The sequence below is a fragment of the Paenibacillus konkukensis genome (genome assembly GCF_023523925.1).
In the GTDB taxonomy this organism is placed as follows: Bacteria; Bacillota; Bacilli; order Paenibacillales; family NBRC-103111; genus Paenibacillus_S; species Paenibacillus_S doosanensis.
This window is the reverse complement of the sequence record NZ_CP027059.1, coordinates 7299130-7317705: the sequence shown is the minus strand read 5'-3', so window position 1 is coordinate 7317705 and position 18576 is coordinate 7299130. Positions and strand designations below refer to the sequence as shown.

Genomic DNA, 18576 nt, shown 5'->3' with positions numbered 1-18576 from the left:
GGATTCGCTTTCAAGAAACATAAAAAATATTTTTTCCAGTTTAAACCATTTTATTGAATTCCTTGCGCAGCCGTTTAATAATGCGCTTCTCCAGCCGGGATATGTACGATTGGGAAATGCCCAGCATGTCGGCCACATCCTTCTGCGTCTTCTCTTCCCCGTCCTGCAGCCCGAAACGCAGCTCCATAATCGTCCTCTCTCTCTCGGACAGCTTGTCGAGCGCTTTATGCAGCAGCTTGCGATCTACCTGCTCCTCGATATTGCGGTAGATCGTATCGTTCTCCGTCCCGAGCACGTCGGACAGCAGCAGCTCGTTGCCGTCCCAATCGATATTGAGCGGTTCGTCGAAGGAAACCTCCGTACGAATTTTGCTGTTGCGGCGCAAATACATCAAAATCTCGTTTTCGATACAGCGCGAGGCATAGGTCGCGAGCTTGATCTTTTTTTCGGGGTCGAACGTATTGACCGCCTTGATCAATCCGATCGCCCCGATCGATACGAGATCCTCGATGTTAATGCCGGTATTTTCGAACTTGCGCGCGATATAGACGACCAGACGCAAATTGCGCTCAATGAGCATGGCGCGGATCGCGGCATCTCCTGAAGGAAGCTTCTCCAGCAAGTATTCTTCCTCTTCGCGTGTAAGCGGTGGAGGAAGGGCTTCGCTCCCGCCTATATAATAGATTTCCTCCCCTTTAATCCCGAGAAACAGCAAAAGACGGAAATAATAGATTTGCAGAATGAGCTTCAGTTTCAAGAGCATGTTCGTTTTTCCTCCTTAGCATATTGCGGTTGGTTTCCTTCGGATTTCCTTTTATCGGCTTGTCAGATGTCGCAGGACCGGGCCCTAAGAGCTTTCCAGCAGATGAGGATGTATGATAGCCTGATAAGCATTATCGGCGCTTAGCTTGCCTCCGTCCAACCCGATCAGCACCTTCATCGCTTCAATCCGGCGGTTATTATGCGTGATGACGACGCGGTCCGGTTTAATCGCCAGCATAAATTGCGTGCTGCGGTTCACTCCGCGGTAAGGGACGAGCCGCAGCCGGTCCTGCCACTCGAACTCATCGGTGCCGATCGCCGTCACGATCTGATCGACCTCCGCCCGTTCAATCCGCTTCCTCCAAGCCTCGGGTATTTTCTCGCCCCATTGCGATAGCTCCATAACCATAACCGGAGTTTTCGTCAAAGGGTCGTACAGCTGGTTGCCCGTATCGATAAGTCCGGTGCAGCTCGACTCGAACTGATCGATATGCACGTCTACTTGGGCAAAGAAAGCGGTCATTTCCTCTTTCTTTTTCGCAGTTTGCTGCACATGACGGTACAGCCAGAAAGCGAAGCACAGGACGGCTGCGAGAAACAACAACCCGATTTGCAGCCTGTGCTCCACTCCGCCCGATTGCGTAAATAAAATGCCGTTTATCACCTCGCCGGACGACATCCAGAAATAATGCACTCCTACGACCGCTCCGGCGGCCACAAAATTAATAATGTAAAAAGCGCCCACATTCCGCCAAAAGTGCTGCACTCCTCCGTATCCGAACGCTGTCAGAAGCATGATCAGAGATAAGATGAATTTAACGGCGAACGTATACAGAAACGATAGCGGCGGAAAAAACAGGAATACAACGTATGCGGCTCCGATGCAAGCGGATAAGAGCAGTCTCCACCACCGAAAGGAAAGCCGCCTGGATTTGGCCGTGACAAGCAGCAGCGCCGCGTCGATAAGCAGGTTCACGAGGAAAATGATATCGATATACACAATCATCTTCCCGACCTCCCGCATGCAGCCGTTGCCCGCCGCCAGTTTCCAGCGAATGAGACAAGTATATAGTAAGCTTATTCCAAAGTCTGTCTAAACTTGCCGATTAGACGTCACTATTTTTGTCATATCATGCGCGCGCCGGCGGCGGGAATTTTGCAGCAGACGAAAATGGCCCGACAACGCGCGAGGCTGTAACGAAAAAAAGGGAGGCCTCAGCCCCCCATGCGGAATGTTTATTATGATCCCAAATGTCCAACGAATTGGACTCCGAACTGTTTGCAAGTTTCCTTCTCGTCCTGCGACGGCGACAGCTCGACCTTCAGCCCGTCCAGCACGACTTCGGCTCCGCGTTCCTGCAGCTTGGCGATCAGCGTATCGACCGCAGCTCCGTACTCGGAATAAGAGGAATCGCAGGAACCGAATACGGCGGCCTTCTTGCCGCTCAGATCCAGATCGTCCATCTCTTCGTAGAAGTCGAGAAACTCGTCCGGCAGATCCCCGTCCCCCCATGTATATGCACCCAGCAAAATGCCTTCATATTCTTCAAGCACGCCGGCATTGACATCGATCACATTTTTCTGGTCAAGCTCTGCACCGGCTTCTTGCACGCCCTCGGCGATCGCGTCGGCCATATCCTCCGTATTTCCCGTCATGCTGGCAAAAACCATAATAATCTTCGACATGTCCATTCCTCCCGAAAATATAAGCTCATCTTTTTATGATAATGATTATCAGTATCAAATACATGTAAATGATAATCATTCTCATGATAAATGTCAATACATTACTATGAAAAATTTTCATTATCGCCCATAACGAAAAAACCCCTTGAATCCGCTGGTTCAGGATCAAGGAGTTTATAGGCCGTACGGCTTATTTATCGAAATTGCTTCTTCCGCGGTTACGCAGGAAGGTCGGAATGTCCAGTTGATCGTTGGAGGTTTGGCCTCCTCCGAACGGACGCAGATTATTGACGCGGCTTTCGCTCGACGCCGTTTCCGAGGAGCTCGTCGTTCCGCCCATCGGTCTGCGCGATTGAGGCGGCGCTTCCGGCTTGTTCTCAAACCCGGTCGCAATAACCGTTACTTGAATTTCGTCTTTAAATCTCTCGTCGATGACGGCGCCGAAGATCATGTTCACTTCCAAATCCGAAGCGGACGCCACGATATCTGCAGCTTCATTCACCTCATACAAGGAAAGATTCGCTCCTCCCGTAATGTTCATCAGTACGCCGCGCGCGCCGTCGATGGAAGTTTCGAGAAGGGGGCTTTGAATCGCCTTCTTGGCGGCTTCCGCCGCTCTGTTCTCGCCTGTCGCTACACCGATGCCCATCAATGCGGAGCCGCGCTCGGTCATGATCGTTTTCACGTCAGCGAAGTCCAAGTTAATGAGACCGGGAACGGCGATCAAGTCGGAAATCCCTTGAACGCCTTGGCGAAGCACGTTATCCGCTACGCGGAACGCTTCGAGCATCGGAGTTTTCTTATCTACGATTTCCAGCAAGCGGTCGTTCGGAATGACGATCAGCGTATCGACCTTCTCCTTGAGCGCTGCAATCCCTTGCTCCGCCTGCATCGCGCGCTTCCGTCCTTCGAACGTAAAGGGTCTCGTTACGACGCCGACCGTCAGCGCTCCGCATTCCTTGGCGATCTCTGCAATGACCGGCGCGGCACCGGTACCGGTGCCGCCGCCCATGCCCGCAGTGACGAACACCATATCCGCGCCCTTAAGCGTATTGAAAATCAGTTCTCTGGATTCTTCGGCGGCTTTCTTGCCTACCTCTGGATTCGCGCCCGCCCCTAATCCGCGGGTCAGCTTATCGCCGATTTGCATTTTTTGGTCCGATTTGGACAAGTGAAGCGCCTGGGCGTCCGTATTGACGGTAATAAACTCTACGCCCTTCACTCCATTGTCGATCATTCGGTTGACCGCATTGCTGCCGCCGCCGCCGGCACCGATTACTTTTATTTTAGCTAAACTATCCATGTCCATATCAAATTCAAACATAGCCTTCATTTTCCCCCTCATTAAGCTTCATAAGTCAGGCGCACCTTTAAATAAACTCGCTCAACCAATTTTTGAATCGTTCCATAGCCGAGGGCTTCTGCTCGCTGGCAACGGTTGATTTTTTGGGATTGGAAACGGATTTTCTTACGGCACCCATTGGCTTCGCAGATTTCAAGTACTTAGAAGCGTATTGAATAATCCCAACCCCACTAGTATAAGACGGGTCACGTACCCCGATGAAATCAGGCACGGCAATTCTGACAGATGTAGCTAACTCAGCTTGAGCGACAGCCAGCATGCCAGGCATTGAAACGGTTCCACCCGTGAGGACGTATCCTCCCGGAAGTCCCGAATAACCTAGGCGCTGCACCTCAAGATGAATCAAATGAAAAATTTCCTGCACGCGGGGTTCTACGATATTGGCCAGATCCACTTGCGAAAATTCCTTATCTACATTGCTTCCGATCCGATTCACCTTGAATACTTGATCTTCAGCCGCATGTTCGATAACAGCACATCCAAATTTCAGCTTGATCTTCTCGGCAATGTCCACCTGAGTACGAAGGCCGATGGAAATATCGTTCGTCACGTATTCTCCGCCGATCGGAATCGTCGAAGTGGCGACCAGATTATTTTGCTCGAATACGGCGATCGTCGTTTGCCCGGCCCCGATATCGACCAGTACGGTACCGACCTGTTTCTCGTCTTTGGACAGACATAAATGGCCGGCCGCAAGCGACATCAAGATCAAGCCGCCCACCTTCACTCCCGCCTTCTCCACTACCCTCAGCAGGTTATGTATTGCCGTTTTTGCTCCTGTAATAATCGTAGCTTCGACTTCCAGCCGAACGCCGATCATGCTGCGCGGATCGTGAATTTCATCCAAACCGTCCACTAAATATTGATTCGGTACCACGCCAATGATTTCTCTCTCCGGAGCCAAAGGTATCACTTTAGCGGCTTGAATAACCCGCTCGATATCTTCATCCCCGATTTCGCGATCCTCATTGGAAACGGCTACTACGCCATGGCTAGATTGCAAAGCAATATGATTCCCGGAAATTCCAACGTAAACCTCTGCTATTTGAATACCGACCATTCGTTCCGCATGATCTATCGCGTTGCGAATCGACTGTACGGTTTGATCGATATCGACAATGGCTCCCTTGCGAATACCTTCCGAGTCGGCAGATCCAACCCCTATTATATTAATGGCGCCGTTAACGACTTCCCCAATAATAGCACGAACTTTGGATGTACCGATGTCCAAACTAACAATGATGTCATTGCTGCTCAACCTGTGGCACCTCCTATGTCTTGTATTAGATATAAGCTTCGATGAAAAAGAAAGCTTCTGTACTTATTCCACACGGTTAGGGTTTTCCCTCTTTTTTCACAAACTTTTTTCAATAAACTTGTAGCCAAATATACCATAAACTCAATTCTATCATTATTTCCAAAGATTGAGTAGTGTGTTTGTATCAATTTCGCCCCGTTTCTTTATCAGATGTTTTCGTGTCTTTGCCTGCCGGCGCATTGTCGGACTCTTTTTTCGAATCGGCGTTATTGCCCGAAGCCGGCGGCGTTGGCGTTGGCGTCGGTGTTGTTGTTGTCTTTTTGTCCGTCTTGCCGTCTTGGCCCGCGCTGCTTTTGGCATCTTTGCCGTCTTTTCCGGCCGTTTTGCCCGCATCCGTGTCGAACGGAGCGTGCGTGTCCGCCTCCAGCAGCTTCAGCACGCCCGTGCTGATCTTGTTTTCCTTCAGATCGGCGATATACGTATCCAAGTATTTGAGCTTTTCGGGCAAATATCCGATCGTCGTAATGACTTCGAACTGCGATCTCGTATACATTTTGATCTTGTCGGGATACGATTCCGAAGGATCGGGCTTGATCTCGGATATATCCGTAAGCGCCGACGGCGAGGTCGAGGCGAGCGCCTGGCACAGCTTGTTCTTCAGCTCGGGACTGGCCCCCCAGCCGGTCAAAATGGGCTTGTCCATCACGAAATTGATGTCGCCGCCGACAGGAACGACGCTGCCGTCCGCAAGGATCGCCTCGGGCTGGTTGGCGTCTCCGAATTGATAGGCCACTCTCGGATATTCCTTGACCTGAATGTGAATGACGCCCGGAAAATGCTTCGTCGCTTCCACCGATTCTACCATTTTCAACGACTTAACCTTCTGCTCGATGGCGGAGGAAGATACGGAAAAAAAGTGGTCGCCCGCATTGACGCCTGAAGCCCCCTGTATCGCTTCGGCCGTCAGCAATTCCTGCCCATCGACCTGAATCTCGGATATTTTACTTAAGGACGATTGGAAGAATAGAATGCACAGCAGCGTGATGAAAAAAAGAAATAGCAGGAACAGCAGCCTTTTGCTGCCTCGGGATCGTTTTTTGGGCTTCTTGATGACGGGCAATCTTTCTTCTGTATGCAAGGTTGTCCCTCCTGAGAGTTTTTGCGTTAGCAAAAACTTACTTCGTAAGCATTGAGCTAAGGGCTTTCCGAAGGAAAGCCTACTTCGTAAGCATCCGCTTTGAGTTTTTGCATTAGCAAAAACTTACTTCGTAAGCATGAGCTAAGGGCTTTCTGAAGGAAAGCCTACTTCGTAAGCGAAAACTATGTAAACCGCCGACATCCCCGTCTAAAAAAGAGGGGATCATTCAGCGGCAATGGTCAAAAGGAATTCGTATAATATTTCAAAAGTGCTTATTCGCTGGGAACCGGTGTGACGCGATGGATGCTTGCGCCGAGCCGCGACAGCATCTGCTCTATTCGGTCGTAGCCCCGGTCGATATGGTGGATTTGCTCGATCACGGTCGTTCCTTGGGCAGCCAGGCCCGCGATGACCAGCGCAGCTCCGGCGCGCAGATCGGTAGCTTCTACGGTCGCTCCGTACAGCCTCGGCACCCCTTTGACGAAGGCCGAATTCAAATCGAGGCGGATATCGGCTCCCATGCGGGACAGCTCGTCGACGTGCTTGAATCTGCCTTCAAACACCGTTTCTTTCAAAATGCTGAGCCCGTCGGCCAGAGAGAGCAGTACCATAATTTGCGATTGCAGATCGGTAGGAAACGACGGATGCGGCGAGGTGACGATGCGTTCGACGGCCCTCGGCCTCGTCAGACAGCTCACATTCATTATATCACCGTTAATCGCAATTTGAACACCTGCGCGCTTGAGCACGTGAATGGCCGATGTCAAATGCGCGGGACATACGTTTTCAAGCGTGATGTTGCCCCTTGTGACCGCCGCTGCGATCATCATCGTTCCTGCGACGATACGGTCCGGAATGATGCGATAAGTACATGGAGTCAATTCCGTTACGCCCTCGATCGTGATCGTATCGGTGCCCGCTCCAATAATGTTAGCCCCCATCGCATTCAGGAAGTTTTGCAAATCTTGTATTTCCGGCTCTCTGGCGGCGTTCGATATCGTAGTAAGACCTTTGGCCATCGTTGCGGCCATCATGATATTTTCCGTTGCGCCCACGCTTGGAAAATCAAGCACAATCTCTGCGCCCCGCAGTTCCTTAGCCGTACAAACGATCGTGTTGCCGGCCTCTTCGATTTGCGCCCCGAGCGCGGTAAGTCCGCTGAGATGTAAATCTATTTTTCTCTCTCCTATGGCGCATCCGCCCGGCTGGTAGACTTGAACCTTGCCGAAGCGCGCCAATAACGGCCCCATCAAGAAGATGGAGGATCTCATCTGGCTCATCAAGCTTTCCGGAATATGGTGCGAATGAGCCGTGGACGTATTGATCGTTACCGTATCCTGATGATAATCGGTCCGGCAGCCAAGAGCCTTCAGAATGTCCAGCATGACTTCGATATCCGATAGATCGGGCACATTGCGAATCATGGCGGTTCCTTCCGCCATCATACAAGCCGCCATGATCGGCAGCGCGGCATTTTTCGCTCCGTGAATTTTGATGGCTCCCGATAGAGGTCTCCCACCTTCGATAACCAACTTTTCCAAAGTCCCACCTCCGATTTACCGCTCCCCCACCACCAATACTTCGGGAACAAGACGGATCCCTTTTTTCTCCCAAATGATCCGCTGTACTTGTTCAATGAGGGTGAGCACATCTTGAGCTGTCGCTTGCCCGGTGTTGACAATGAAATTGGCGTGCAGAGTTGAAACCTCGGCTCCTCCGACTTTGAAACCTTTCAAGCCCGCTTCCTCCACCAGCTTCGCGGCAAAGCCTCCTTCCGGATTGCGAAAGACGCTTCCTGCGCAGGGCAGTTGGAGCGGCTGGGTCTTTTGGCGGCGGTCCTGATAAGCGGCCATCGCTCCGGCTATCTCGTTTCTGTCGCCGAATTGCAGCTTGAATACGGCCTCCGTTACGATTCCCGGCCGCTTCTGCAATACGGAATGCCTGTAGGCGTACTCCAAATCAGCCTGCTGCATCGTCACCAATTCTCCTGTCGGGAGCAGCACCTCAGCTCTTAACAGTATGCGTGACACATCGGACCCGTGAGCTCCGGCGTTCATGTAGACGGCGCCTCCCACCGTTCCCGGAATGCCTCCGGCGAACTCCAATCCGGTCAATCCTTCCTTGCTGGCCATGCGGGACAGCTTCATAAATGAATAAGCGCCTCCGGCATGAACCTCCTCGCCCTCTATCCTCAGCGTTTCCAGCGCGGGGCCAAGCTTGAGTACGATGCCTCGTATCCCTTTATCGGTGACCAGCATATTGGAGCCGCGCCCGATGACGGTCCAAGGCGTCTGATGCCGATACAGTAGCTTGACGGCTTCGACAAGCTGCTCTTTGCTTTGCGGGATCAGCAGCGCATCGGCCGGACCGCCGATCTTCCAAGTGGTATAAGGCGCGAGCGGCACATCCGGACGACATGTTCCGTATGCCCCGCCAAGCAATTGCGCAATGACCTGTTGCAATGGGAAAACCTCCTTCACAGAACGACCGGCTTCCGGTACCGTTACGCCAGCTGCTTTTCGCCTGAATGCGCGCGATGCGTTTCTTTTCAAGCGGACAGCTTAAGGCGCTGTCGGTGTACCTTCATAAGCTCGGGTGTCTGTCACGGTTATAGTGTAGTTTATGTAAGATCGGAAATAGTGTGACAATAGCCCAGACAGTTTCTTCAAAAGGAGACTCGTCACTTCAAGCTGCTAGCTTGGATCAGCTCGATAATCGCCGCTGTGGCGCCGGCCTGCTCATTGGCGCGGATGTTCGCCGCCATCTCGCTGCGCCCGTCATACACGGCGTTCACGCCGCTAACGAGCGTATCGACGGAGAGCTGTTCTTCAAACAGCACGCGGGCGTAGCCCTTTTTCTCGAACGAAGCCGCATTGAGCAGCTGATCCCCTCGGCTTGCCTGCCGGGTCAGCGGGATGAGCAGCATCGGCTTGCCCAGAGCCAAAAACTCGAAAATCGAGGTCGCTCCTGCGCGAGACACCACAAGATCCGACATGGCGAGCAAATCGGCCAGCTCTTCATTGACATATTCGAACTGACGGTACCCTCTCCGCTTCGTCAGCGACTCGTCCAATTGGCCTTTGCCGCAAATATGAACGATTTGATAACGTTCGAGCAGCGTACCCAGCGATTCGCGGACGGCGGCGTTGATTTTCTGCGCGCCCAAACTTCCGCCCATCACGAGCAGAACCGGCTTTTGCTTGTGAAAATCGCACAGTTCAAGCCCTTTGGAAGCTTTTCCCCGGAGAATTTGCTCGCGTATCGGCAGGCCCGTGCAGATGCCTTTGCCGCCTTTGATATGCTGCAGCGATTCCGGAAAATTGACGCAAATGCGCTGAACGAACGGTATCGATATTTTATTGGCCAGCCCCGGCGTCATGTCGGATTCATGGCTGATGACGGGAATCCGGTTCAGCCAGCTGGCGATGATGACGGGCACCGAGACGAAGCCGCCTTTGGAGAATACGATGGAAGGTTTCAGCCGTCTAAGCAGCAAGTAAGCTTCGCCGATTCCTTTAACGACCTTAAACGGGTCCTTGATGTTTTTCAGATCAAAATATCTGCGCAGCTTGCCGGAGGAAATATGATGGAAAGGAATGCCTGCATGCTGGATAATTTCTTTTTCGATGCCTTCTTTGGAGCCGATATATTGAATATCCCAACCGAGCTGTTTCAATTTCGCTATGATAGCCAGGTTAGGAGTCACGTGCCCTGCCGAACCGCCTCCTGTAAAGACGATGGTTTTCAAGCCGTTCACCTCGCGTAACGGGAAATATTTAATAAAATTCCTATCGATGTCAGCATTAACGTAAGCGAGGACCCGCCCGCGCTAATGAGCGGCAGCGTAATGCCGGTGACGGGAAACATGCCTATGACGACGCCGATGTTAATGACGACCTGTACGGCGATCATGCCGACGATGCCGGTCGCAAGCAGGCTCCCGAACGTATCCGGCGCCGTAATCGCCGTGCGCATTCCGCGCCATACCAGCAGCATAAATAAAATAAGAACGAAAGAGCCCCCGATAAACCCGAGCTCCTCGGCGATAATGGAAAAAATAAAATCCGTTTGCGGCTCCGGCAAATAGCTGTACTTTTGCCGGCTCATGCCGAGGCCGAGACCGACCAGGCCGCCCGGCCCGATCGCGTAGAGCGACTGGATCGACTGGTAGCCCGCTCCAAGCGGGTCCTGCCACGGGTCCAGGAAAGCGGTGATCCGCTTCAACCGGTAAGGCGCCGCAATGATGAGCCCGACGAAGCCGGCGACTCCAACCATGCCAAGATACGACAAGTGCATGAGGCGCGCCCCCGCCGTATAAATGATCAACAGCGACGCCCCGACCAGCACAGCCCCGGTTCCCAGATCGGGCTGCAGCATGATGAGGCCGAAGGCAAGGCCCACAAGCCCCAGAGGCGGCATCAGCCCTTGGGTAAACAGCGTAATTTGCTTTTGCCGTTCGGACAGCAGCTTGGAGAGGAACAAGATCATTCCCATCTTCATGAACTCCGACGGCTGAATGCCGAACGATCCGATGCCGAGCCAGCTCCGGGCCCCGCCCCGCACGACGCCGATGCCGGGAATCAGCACGATCAATAGCAGGACAAAGCAGACGATGAGGCCGATCTTGGCGTATTTTTTCCAAACCCAATAATCTACGTTCATCGTAAAAACCATCGCCACGACGCCGAGTACGGCGAACAGGAACTGCCGCTTCAAATAATAGTACCAGTCCCCAAATTCATGAAACGCCAGTACGGCGCTGGCACTGTAAACCATCACTACGCCGATGACTAGCAGCATCAAGGTACAAACCAACATTGTCACATCTGGAGCAGAACGTGCTTTTGCCATACGCGCCACCTCTTACCTCGCAAAATGGTAGGGTAGGCTTGTATGCCCCCCTCTTAAAGGTTATGCACGGACTGCCTAAACATGCTTCCCCTTTCCTCATAGGAAGGAAACATGTCCCAGCTGGCGCACGCCGGCGACAGAAGAACGACGTCTCCCGCCTCGGCCATGCGGAAGGCTTCGCGAACCGCCTCGCTTACCGTATCCTGCACATTGTTAGCAGTATCGACCGTTTTCACGAGACTCATGCCTGCGAGCTTGGCAACATTAGTTATTTTCTCTTTCGTTTGACCGATGGCGACGAGCCCCTTGACTCTGTCTTTAAATACGGGCAGCAGCTCCATGTAATCCGAACCGCGGTCCAGACCGCCGGCGATCAGCACAACGTTCTGCTCGAACGACTCTATCGTTTTGATGGTAGCGGCCGCATTGGTCGCCTTGGAATTGTTATAGAATATGACACCGTCTTTGGTGGCGACATGTTCGAGCCGATGCTCCACCCCGTGAAATTGCTTGAGCGCGCGGACGATCGCTTCGATCGGCGCTCCCGCCGTCAAGGCGGCGCATACGGCGGCCAGCGCGTTCTCCACATTGAACGAAGCCGGGATGCCGAGCTCCTTCACCGGAACGATCAGATGATCTTCCCCGGATTTGTCGCGGTACACGATCTGTCTCTGCTCAGAGGGAACGTCGGCGGCAAAAGACGGCCGCACGAAAACGCCGTAATCGAGCTCCTCCATAATCGAGAAGGGCAGCACCTGCGCCTTCGCGGTCTCGGCGATTTGGCGGCAGACAGGTTTGTCCCAGTTCAACACAGCGGTGTCTTCCGGGCCCTGATTAGCTAACAGCTTGGCCTTGGAGGCGATATAATCGTCCATCGTGCCATGGTAGTCCAAATGCGTTTCGTATACATTGAGCAGGCAGGCGATCTGCGGTTTGAAATCGCATGTACCTTTTAGCTGGAAGCTGCTTAATTCAACGACCATGGTGTTGTCCTCTCCCGCCTCCAGAGCGGCCTCGGTCAGCGCGCGCCCGATATTGCCGGCTACGATCGGCTTCATTCCCGCTTCTTCCAGCATTAGGCCGATCCATGTCGTCGTCGTCGTTTTGCCGTTGGAGCCGGTAATGCAAATCATCGGCGCCTGACATACGTGATAAGCTACCTCCACCTCCGTAACGATCTCGATGCCAAGCTCGAGCGCACGAACGATAGGTTCAATAGTATAAGGGATGCCGGGATTTTTGACAACCAGCTTCACGCCTTCGTGAATGAGCCCGGACGGATGACTGCCGCAAATAACAGAAATACCCAGAGCCGTAAGTTCATCGGCCTCGGGGCATAGGTTCCGTTCTTTTTTATCATTTACCGTGACAATAGCGCCCAGTTCGTGAAAGAGCTTGGCTACAGCGACTCCGCTGCGGGCCAAGCCGAGAATGACTACTTGTTCGTTTCGATACGATCGCGGATGGTTCATATGCTACAACACCTCATTCAGATAAAGTCCGATTCCCGCAAGCACGATGCCTGTCGCCCAGAACGTAATGACGACGCGCCATTCGGACCAGCCGACCAGCTCAAAATGGTGATGGATCGGGCTCATTTTAAATACCCGTTTGCCTCTTGTTTTAAATGAAACGACTTGAATGATGACGGACAGCACTTCCACTACGAAAACGCCTCCGATCAGCACCAGCAAAATTTCGGCCTTGGTCAGTATCGCCACGACCGCCAGCCCGCCGCCAATGCCGAGCGAACCGGTATCCCCCATAAACACTTTGGCCGGGTGTGCGTTAAAGACGAGAAATCCCAGCACGGCTCCGACCATCGCAGCCGAGAATACGGCCACATCCGGCTGCGTGTTGTTCAACGCGATGATGGCGTAGGCGCCGAACGCGACCGCGCTCGTTCCGGCCAGCAAACCGTCGAGGCCGTCGGTGAAATTAACCGCATTGGACGTGCCGAGCATCATGACGATAACAAATGGATAATAAAGCCATCCCATGGGAATCGTATAATCGATAAAAGGAATGCGCACGTCGGTGCTGTGCCCGATTTTGGCCAGCAAAATACAGACGATGACCGAAACGATCAGCTGACCGAGCAGCTTTTGTTTGGCTGTCAGACCGAGCGAGCGTTTCAGGAAAATTTTGATATAATCGTCCAGGAAGCCTACCAGACCGTAACCTAAAGACGCGATCAGCAGGATGACCATCTCCATGCTCTTATCGGCAAAGCGCAGCACCGCCAGCGCCAGCGCCAGAAGAATGATCGTTCCGCCCATCGTCGGCGTGCCCGCCTTCTTGAGATGCCCTTGCGGTCCGTCCGTGCGGATTTGTTGGCCGAATTTAAGTCTTCTAAGTATAGGTATGCATAATGGCCCCATTATGACGGCGAGCAGAAACGCCGCCCCCAATGTGATCATGACCACTTTAAAATCCACGATTAAGTCCCCCTAAGAACTTTCCGAAGGAAAGTTGACTTCGTAAGCATCCGCTTTAGAACTTTCCGAAGGAAAGTTGACTTCGTAAGCATCCGCTTTAAAACTTTCCGAAGGAAAGTTACTTCATAAGCCTATTTGATTGTATTGCCGCTATAACTGCTGCAGCAGCGAGACGACCTGCTCCAGCTTCATGCCTCTTGAGCCTTTGACCAGAACGACGTCCTCGGGTCCGACGAAGGAAGCGACCGCCTGGGCAAGCCTGCTTTTGTCGTTGAAGACGACCACATGTCCGGGCGAATATGTCCGCGCCGCTTCCTCGGCAATATGCCGCGCCAGCGTCCCGAACACGTACACGCGATCAATCCGTTTAGGGTCCAGCAATCGTCCGATCTCACGGTGAAACTCCGCTTCCTGCTCCCCAAGCTCCAGCATATCGCCCAGAACGACGGCTTTCCGCTTATAGCCCTGCAGCTCCTGCAGCAGCGATAAGGCCGCATTCATCGACGTAGGGCTTGCGTTGTACGCATCGTTAAGAATCGTCAGGCCCGAGGGAGCCTTCAGCATTTCGATGCGCATGCCCGTCATCACGCTTTGCTTCAGCCCTTCGGCGATAACTACCGCCGGTATGCCGAAATGAATGCCGGCTGCAACCGCCGCCAAAGCGTTAACGACATTGTGAAAGCCAAGCAGCGGAATATAAAAGGAAACACCGTCAAACCGCCGGATGCCGAAATGAGTTCCCGACTGATCCATACGAACGTCGATCGGGTACAAATCATTATCTTCCTTTGCTCCGAATCGCACGCGATGGTAGCGGCTCGCCTTCATGCCGCCCTGCGCAAGCTCCGGGAGCACCTGCTCGATCAGCGGCTCGTCGCCGTTGTAGATCAAGGTGCCGTCCTCTTGCAGCCCGGCCAGTATTTCCGTCTTCGCCCGGGCGATTTCTTCCCGGCTGCCGAGCTGCAAGAGATGGGCTTCGCCGATATTGGTAATGATCACCAGCTCAGGCTCGGCAAGCTCGGATAGAAAACGGATTTCGCCGCGCCCGCTCATGCCCATCTCCAAAACGGCGATTTCCGTATTCTCGTCAAGCTGCAGCAGCGTCAGCGGAAGGCCGATATGATTATTGTAGTTGCCTAACGTTTTGTGCACTTGAAAGGAAGAGCCTAGTACCGAGGCCGTCATATCCTTCGTCGTCGTCTTCCCGTTGCTGCCCGTAATACCTACAATTCGCACGGGCAGCTCCAAGCGGTACGCTTTGGCAAGCCGCTGCAGCGCCTCAAGCGTGTCGTCGACCACAATGAGCGGAATGTCCGCTGGTCGCGGATGACGATCCTTCTGCCACAGGGAAGCGACCGCTCCTTTGGCTGCGGCGTCCTTCACAAACTGATGCCCGTCGAACGATTCGCCGATGAGCGGCACGTACAGATTGCCTTCCTGCAGCGTCCGCGTATCTTTGGAAACCCCGTGGACCGTAAGGCTCTCCGCTCCGGCCGTCAAGGCGCCTCCAGCCATAGCCGCTATTTGTTCTAAAGTTCGTTTAATCACGGAATCGTCCCCTTATCGCTTCTTTGGCAACCTGACGATCGTCAAAATCATGCTTCACACCCATGATCTCCTGATACGCTTCATGCCCTTTCCCCGCAATCAATACTACATCGTCAGGGGTTGCCCGAGCAATGGCTTTTTCGATCGCTTCCCTGCGGTCGGCAATCAGCTCGTAGCGCTCGGCCGGCATTCCGGACTGCTCGATCCCCGGCACGATATCGAGCAAAATTTGTCCGGGATCTTCCGTCCGCGGATTATCCGATGTGACGTACAAATAATCGCTGTATTTCGCCGTCACCTTGCCCATGAGCGGACGCTTCGTGCGGTCGCGGTCTCCGCCGCAGCCGAACACGCATAAGACGCGTCCCTTGGTAAATTGCTTGACGGTAGACAGAGCGTTGTCCAAGCCGTCCGGCGTATGGGCGTAATCGACAAGAACGAGGAACGGCTGACCCGCATCGACGACCTCCAGCCGTCCGTCTACCGCATGAACGGCCTCCAGGCTCGACTTAACGGCGTCCAGCTCGATTCCTTCCAGCAATGCTGCCGCAATCGCAGCAAGCGAATTGTACACATTAAACTTGCCGACCAGCTTCGTCTGAAAATCGGCGGTTCCTTTGAACGTCACGCAGCGAAACCGCGTTCCTTTGGACGAAATTTCAATCCGCTCCGCCCTCACATCCGCTTCCGAGTCGATCCCATAGGTAACGACCTGCGCCGCCGTCTGTTTGGCATATTCGGCCGAAGCCGGATCGTCCGCGTTCAGCAGCGCGAACTGGCGCTCGTCGGAGCGGCCGGTGAATTCGTTGCCGAGCCGCGAAAACAGCAAGCCTTTGGCCGCCTGGTACCGTTCCATCGTTCCGTGATAATCCAGATGATCCTGGGTTAAATTGGTAAAAACCCCCGTCCGGAAGCGGCAGCCCTTCACTCTTCCCAAATCCAGCGCATGGCTCGACACTTCCATAATGCAATAATCCGTTCCGACATCCGCCATCTGTCTAAGATGGCGCTGCAGGTCGACCGCTTCAAGCGTCGTTCGTTCCATATCGGTCACTTGCGAACCGATTTTCATCTGAATCGTGCCCATCAAGCCGGTGCGAAAGCCTTGACCCGATAAAATAGCGTCGATCAAGTACGTGCTGGTCGTTTTGCCGTTAGTCCCGGTCACACCGATCATTTTCATCTCTCGACTCGGATAACCGTAGAAGTGACAGGCGATGACCGCCATCGCATACCGGCTATCCTTCACTACAAGTTTCGGAACTTCCACATCGACATCATGCTCGACCACCAATGCTGCGGCCCCCGCCTGCACCGCTTTGGCCGCATATTGATGACCGTCCGTGACAAGGCCGGAAATGCACAGGAACAGATCGCCGGGCCGAACTTTGCGCGAGTCGGTTTGAATACCGGTAACCACCGTTTCCCCGTCACCCAAAATATGGCTGACCGCTAGCTGAGAAGCCAGTTCCTTAAGCTGCATGAGTCCCCCTCCGTTTTTTACACATGGTATCTATTATGGACAAAAAAAGCGCCGATGAAAAGCCCAAATTTTCATTTTCAGCAAATTGTTATTTCTGAGAATCCGGATTCGGAGCGGTGTCGGACAAATAGATCCGGATCGTCGATCCTTGCTCCACTTTCGCGCCCGCTTTGGGCACCTGATTGACGACGTAATTGCCTGCTCCCGACTTCGCCAAAAGGAAATCGGAATTCAAATCCTCGTAAATGTCGGTTACGCTCATACCGACCAAGCTCGGCACGACGACCGTCTTCGTATCGCCGTAGACGTACTTGCGCTCAAGCTGGTCTTTGCGCTGAGGCACGTTCATATACTGCAGCGCATCCGCCATGATGTTCTTGACCAAAGGAGCTGCGATCACTCCCCCGAATTGAATGCCTTGCGGGTTATCGACAGCGGCGTAAACGACGATTTTCGGGTCATCCGCCGGTGCGAAGCCGATGAAGGAAACGATATGCTCGCTCGCCGAGTATCTGCCGTTAATGACCTTCTGCGCCGTACCGGTTTTGCCGCCTACGCGGTAGCCCTCGATGAAGGCGTTGCGCCCCGTGCCGTTCGCCACGACGCTCTCCAGCGTTTCTCTGACCTGCTTGGAGGTCGCCTCCGAAATGACTTGGCGGACCATCTCCGGCTTCTCGGTCTCGACAAGCTGCCCGGTTTCCGGGCTGTACCACGCTTTGGCGACATGCGGCTTGAACAGCTTGCCGCCGTTGATCGCCGCCGATACGGCGGTAATTTGCTGAATCGGCGTCACCGACACGCCTTGACCGAAGGAGGTCGTCGCCAGCTCCACCGGACCGACCTTGGACGGTTTGAATAAAATCCCGTTTTCCTCCCCGTTCAGATCAATGCCCGTTTTTTTGCCGAAGCCGAAATTGTTAATATAGTTGAACAATGTATCCTTGCCGAGCCGCTGTCCCATCACGACGAAGCCCGGGTTGCAGGAATTTTCGACGACTTGCAGGAATGTCTCGCTGCCGTGCCCGCCCCGCTTCCAGCAGCGCAGCCGGGCTCCCGCAACTTCGATCGCACCCGGATCGAAGAACGGTTCGGTGAGCGATACCTTCTTCTCCTCCAGCGCAGCGGCCAACGTAATGATTTTGAAGGTGGAACCGGGCTCGTAGGTCATCCAGATCGGCAAATTCCTGTCGTAGCTTTCCTTCGGATACTGGCGGAAATTGCCGGGATCGAACCCCGGTCTAGAGCCCATCGCCAAGATCTCGCCGTTGTTCGGGTCCATCATGATCGCAATGGCGTCGTTGGCTTGATACTTGACCATCGCCTGGTCCAGCTCCCGCTCAAGCACGGACTGCAGATGATTGTCGATCGTCAGCTGCAAGTTCATGCCGTCTTTCGGCTTGACGTATTCGTCCGAAGAGTTCGGCATCTGCCGGCCGGCCGCGTCTGCAAGATAAGAGATACTGCCTCTCATGCCGGTCAGCAATTTGTTATACATCAATTCTATGCCCGTCAATCCCTTATTATAAATATCAGTAAACCCAAGAATATGAGCCGCCAGCCCTCCGAACGGGTAATATCGTTTATTGTCCTCGGCCACGACAATTCCCGGAAGGTTGAGCGACTGAATTTCTTGGGCTTTTTCCAGCGTAATTTTGCGGCCTCCCGGCTGAATGCGGACGCTGGATTGACGCGTCGTAATTTGCTTCAGCACGGATTCTTCCGTAATTTGCAGCGCCGAAGCAAGCTGCGCTGCGGTCGCCTTGGCATCCTTGATCTGCGCCGGAATCGCGTAGATGGTAGGGGAGCTGATATTGTAGGCGAGCTGCACGCCGTTGCGGTCCCAAATTTCTCCCCTTTTGGCCTCAAAAGGAATATTGCGGCGCCATGAATCTTCCGCCATTTCGGACAGCTCGGGACCGAGCCAAATTTGCACATATCCGAGCCTCACGATCAAAGCGACAAAAAGTATAGTTCCTACAATTAAAGCGGCGAATAGCCGTCGACGTACGGTTACGTTCGATGCCCTCATGACCGTTCTATCCCCTCCCG

At 53.6% G+C, this 18576-nt stretch carries 15 protein-coding genes; all 15 read right to left on the bottom strand.

The window, feature by feature from the left end; all coding sequences use genetic code 11:
* Positions 1-40 precede the first annotated feature (40 nt).
* Positions 41-763: an RNA polymerase sporulation sigma factor SigE gene (gene sigE / locus SK3146_RS31800; RefSeq protein WP_249862558.1), complete on the bottom strand. Its 723-nt coding sequence runs from the start codon at positions 761-763 to the stop codon at positions 41-43.
* An 84-nt stretch (positions 764-847) separates the two neighbouring features.
* Entirely contained in the window at positions 848-1768 is a 921-nt protein-coding gene (spoIIGA, locus tag SK3146_RS31795) for a sigma-E processing peptidase SpoIIGA (RefSeq protein WP_249862557.1), read from the bottom strand.
* 233 nt (positions 1769-2001) lie between these two features.
* Positions 2002-2448 carry a flavodoxin gene (locus SK3146_RS31790; protein WP_249862556.1) on the bottom strand — a complete coding sequence of 149 codons (447 nt, stop codon included), beginning with the start codon at positions 2446-2448 and terminating at the stop codon, positions 2002-2004.
* Positions 2449-2638: 190 nt separating this feature from the next.
* Entirely contained in the window at positions 2639-3772 is a 1134-nt protein-coding gene (ftsZ, locus tag SK3146_RS31785; protein ID WP_249862555.1) for a cell division protein FtsZ, read from the bottom strand.
* Between the two features lie 46 nt (positions 3773-3818).
* Entirely contained in the window at positions 3819-5069 is a 1251-nt protein-coding gene (gene ftsA / locus SK3146_RS31780; protein ID WP_249862554.1) for a cell division protein FtsA, read from the bottom strand.
* Between the two features lie 184 nt (positions 5070-5253).
* Complete coding sequence (locus SK3146_RS31775; RefSeq protein ID WP_249862553.1) at positions 5254-6207, bottom strand: cell division protein FtsQ/DivIB; 954 nt, start codon at positions 6205-6207, stop codon at positions 5254-5256.
* A gap of 272 nt (positions 6208-6479) precedes the next feature.
* The gene (murA, locus tag SK3146_RS31770; RefSeq protein ID WP_249862552.1) at positions 6480-7748 is read right to left on the bottom strand and encodes a UDP-N-acetylglucosamine 1-carboxyvinyltransferase; all 1269 of its coding nucleotides are present in this window, start codon (positions 7746-7748) and stop codon (positions 6480-6482) included.
* A 15-nt stretch (positions 7749-7763) separates the two neighbouring features.
* Complete coding sequence (murB, locus tag SK3146_RS31765) at positions 7764-8669, bottom strand: UDP-N-acetylmuramate dehydrogenase (RefSeq protein WP_249862551.1); 906 nt, start codon at positions 8667-8669, stop codon at positions 7764-7766.
* 218 nt (positions 8670-8887) lie between these two features.
* Complete coding sequence (locus tag SK3146_RS31760; protein WP_249866503.1) at positions 8888-9955, bottom strand: undecaprenyldiphospho-muramoylpentapeptide beta-N-acetylglucosaminyltransferase; 1068 nt, start codon at positions 9953-9955, stop codon at positions 8888-8890.
* A gap of 5 nt (positions 9956-9960) precedes the next feature.
* Positions 9961-11058, bottom strand: coding sequence for a stage V sporulation protein E (gene spoVE / locus SK3146_RS31755; RefSeq protein ID WP_249862550.1), 1098 nt, complete (start codon positions 11056-11058; stop codon positions 9961-9963).
* Between the two features lie 53 nt (positions 11059-11111).
* Positions 11112-12530 (bottom strand): UDP-N-acetylmuramoyl-L-alanine--D-glutamate ligase, encoded by a 1419-nt coding sequence (murD, locus tag SK3146_RS31750; protein ID WP_249862549.1) that lies wholly within the window; start codon positions 12528-12530, stop codon positions 11112-11114.
* Positions 12531-12533: 3 nt separating this feature from the next.
* Complete coding sequence (gene mraY / locus SK3146_RS31745; protein WP_249862548.1) at positions 12534-13496, bottom strand: phospho-N-acetylmuramoyl-pentapeptide-transferase; 963 nt, start codon at positions 13494-13496, stop codon at positions 12534-12536.
* Between the two features lie 150 nt (positions 13497-13646).
* Positions 13647-15044 (bottom strand): UDP-N-acetylmuramoyl-tripeptide--D-alanyl-D-alanine ligase, encoded by a 1398-nt coding sequence (locus SK3146_RS31740; protein ID WP_249862547.1) that lies wholly within the window; start codon positions 15042-15044, stop codon positions 13647-13649.
* Positions 15037-16527: a UDP-N-acetylmuramoyl-L-alanyl-D-glutamate--2,6-diaminopimelate ligase gene (locus SK3146_RS31735; protein WP_249862546.1), complete on the bottom strand. Its 1491-nt coding sequence runs from the start codon at positions 16525-16527 to the stop codon at positions 15037-15039. The genes SK3146_RS31740 and SK3146_RS31735 overlap by 8 nt, the downstream gene beginning before the upstream one ends.
* An 88-nt stretch (positions 16528-16615) precedes the next feature.
* Positions 16616-18556, bottom strand: a complete 1941-nt coding sequence (locus tag SK3146_RS31730) for a stage V sporulation protein D (RefSeq protein ID WP_249862545.1) — start codon at positions 18554-18556, stop codon at positions 16616-16618.
* Positions 18557-18576 lie beyond the last annotated feature (20 nt).